This window comes from Amphritea pacifica, from assembly GCF_016924145.1.
In the GTDB taxonomy this organism is placed as follows: domain Bacteria; phylum Pseudomonadota; class Gammaproteobacteria; order Pseudomonadales; family Balneatricaceae; genus Amphritea; species Amphritea pacifica.
On the sequence record NZ_JAFFZO010000243.1, the window covers coordinates 1 to 255 of the forward strand.

Annotated in this window: 1 pseudogene; it reads left to right on the plus strand. The window is 49.8% G+C overall.

The features are described 5' to 3' along the window. A pseudogene (locus JW499_RS23295) lies at window positions 1–255 on the plus strand (hypothetical protein); the annotation flags it as partial.

Consider the following 255-nt stretch of genomic DNA (forward strand, 5'->3'; position numbering starts at 1 on the left):
TCGATTTCAGAATCTTTATGGACAGCTGAGAGCCGATGCGCTGTATCGTGCCTGGGCACACCTCAATAAACAATCGGCTGCGGGTATTGATGGCGTTACAACGCAACAATTCGAGCAGCGATTACCCGAAAATATCCACATGCTGGCGCAGCAACTTAAATCCAGGCAGTATCGAGTTGATGACATCAAGCGTGTGTACATCCCCAAAGCGAATGGCAAAGAGCGGCCATTAGGCTTGCCCACCGTTGCAGATAA